Origin of the sequence: Thaumasiovibrio clandestinus (assembly GCF_047250365.1) — a bacterium.
Taxonomy (GTDB): domain Bacteria; phylum Pseudomonadota; class Gammaproteobacteria; order Enterobacterales; family Vibrionaceae; genus Thaumasiovibrio.
Window position 1 is genome coordinate 1 of record NZ_JBLBVL010000041.1, and the last position, 2376, is coordinate 2376.

The following is a 2376-nucleotide window of genomic DNA, read 5'->3' on the forward strand; positions in this document are numbered from 1 at the left end:
TCATCTTCATGAACACGGCGCATGATTTTTTCTAGGCGTAAGCGCAAGCGTTTATCTTTCAAACGCGGCCAGTACCAGCCGTAATACCAACCTGAAAACGTCGTCACCACATCATAATCAAGCATGAACAATTTCACGTTGGTGTAATAGCGGGGGCGTTCATCATCGTGTTTCTTGCACAATTCAATAATACTGTTGAGTGATTTGGACGCCCCCGGCTTACCCGTTCGTAAATAAATCATTTACGCCTCCCAATTATAATCACTTCGGTCACCGGGCTTTCTCCACACCGTGCGACGATAACCACCACTAGAAAAGGCACCACGTAACGCAAGCATCGCCACCGCCGCAGAAAGGTAAATGTTTATCGCAGAATCCACGCCACATAGTGACATCATAGCTATGGCATTATGGGGAACGCCGCTGGTTAATCCCTGAACTTTACCAATTAACACATCGAACATTTTTGAAAAGCCTAAGTAAGCCACCGTGCCAAAACCTATCGCACGGGCAATCCCAACCCCTAAGAACGCAACCAATTGCGGCAGAACTGAAACAAGGAAGGGTAAGAATATCGTAATTAAACGCGCCATCATTTATTCCTTAACTGTGTTTTGCAATCATTAGACCCGAGCTAATTAGGGCGAACATGTTTACAAACAACTTTATAATCCCCGCTAAATCACAGAAGGGCTGATAATCAATCGTAAACGAAAAAAGTTTATTACTGACGACATCAGGGGCAGGGCAACCACCACCACCAAAATTCACGCCATTACCTGTGGTGTAACGCTCTAACGAGGTTGAAATATCAATTTCACCAAGGTTAAGGCTGTCAGGTTGATGGTCTTCAATCACTTGATTAAAGTCGTTTTTGGTTGCTTGGACTTCCTGACCATTAAGAAATCGAGTGACATGGCATTGTTGCTCCCATGTTTTACGTGACAAATAACACAAGTAAGGTTGTCCCTCACAAACAAACGCATCACAACCAGTTTCATTGATGATTTCTTCACAACTCTCAACCGAGGGATCGCATTCACCATCGCTAGCCAAATCGATGAGTTGTTCTAATTGTGTACCAATAGACCCAAGGGAATCGTTAGCTTGACCAAGAGCGGTATTCGCCGTGTTAAGTGAGGTATTCCTTTCAATATCAAGCAAAAGACTTTCATCCATCTTCTTTGCTTGCTCTTCTAAACGGCTGTTACGTTCACTATCTAATTCAACACCGTCGGCATAACTCATGGTCATTTCACGCATGTAATCACTCATATCAAGTAATGTGCCGTCTGAGTTATACAAAACGTCATCTATAGAATTGAGCGCACCTTGAAAATATCGTATGTCTTCACGTGTCCATTCATCGCCTGTTTCGTCGGGGATTTCATCTGTGCCGTCACCTGTACCGTTATCAGTACCATCTCCAGTGCCATTATCGCCGCCATCACCACCACCGTTATCTGTGCCGTTATCTGTGCCATCGCCAGTACCGTTATCACCGCCATCAGGGTTTTCATCTGGATTTTCCCAGCCTGAGCCTTCACCGCCATCACCATCAAAATCACCTGAGTTACTACACGACGAACCAGTAAACGTGGACTTATAAACGCACTGATAACCATCTATTTGGTCAGAGCAAGCATATTGAGCACCAACAACGGCTTCACAAGAGTTTTTACAAAAGGATGCACCGCTTTGACCATCATGCCCCCAAACATCACCAGCACTTTGACCTGCGCGTTCTGAACAAGGGTCGTCATTGCCATCACTACAGGTATTATCTTCGGTTTCAATGGGGTGACTGGGCGGACATGATTCAACAGGTAAAAGGGCACTACCCAGCGCCCCTTCATGTCTGTAAAAAATGCCATTTTTCCACCATGCACCATAGAAATGAATACGAGAACCAGATATTTCCGCGCGACGATAAACAAAGGTATGATAAGGTGATTGCGCATCAGCCAAATAAGAAATGCACTGTGCTTTACTGACGTTATCAATATAAGAAATACCACCACGACCACAACTGTTGTAAGTTTCTTTGGGAACAGTACCAGCATAAACGGTAAGGACGTTTAACAGTAAGAAAAGAAATATAAACGTGCGCATTTAAATCACCCCAGTTTAAATATGGCAGCGGTTAATACCACCAATACAAACAGCCAAATAATATCCAGCATTGTAATTAACATGGAAAGCTCCAAAAAAGGGGGCAATGCCCCCAATCAATTATATTAACCAAGATAGAGCAGGGGATTAGCCGAAAATCGCACCTTTAACCCATTTGAACACAACAGCCAAACCAGCAAGGCCAATCAGCGCACCACCCACATCACTGATAGCCGATGCACCATCACCGCTAATGGTAGATGT

At 44.2% G+C, this 2376-nt stretch carries 3 protein-coding genes and 1 pseudogene; all 4 read right to left on the bottom strand.

Translation table 11 applies throughout. The features are described from left to right. Nucleotides 1-242, bottom strand: a pseudogene (locus ACKLNH_RS20500) (zonular occludens toxin domain-containing protein); the annotation flags it as partial. Next, on the bottom strand, nt 243-596 hold the full coding sequence (locus tag ACKLNH_RS20505) for a DUF2523 family protein (RefSeq protein ID WP_413114118.1): 354 nt from the start codon (nt 594-596) through the stop codon (nt 243-245). It lies immediately after the preceding pseudogene. A 7-nt stretch (nt 597-603) separates the two neighbouring features. Next, on the bottom strand, nt 604-2112 hold the full coding sequence (locus ACKLNH_RS20510) for a virulence factor TspB C-terminal domain-related protein (RefSeq protein ID WP_413114119.1): 1509 nt from the start codon (nt 2110-2112) through the stop codon (nt 604-606). Between the two features lie 147 nt (nt 2113-2259). Beyond that, the gene (locus tag ACKLNH_RS20515) at nt 2260-2367 is read right to left on the bottom strand and encodes a major capsid protein (protein WP_413114120.1); all 108 of its coding nucleotides are present in this window, start codon (nt 2365-2367) and stop codon (nt 2260-2262) included. Nucleotides 2368-2376: the final 9 nt, after the last annotated feature.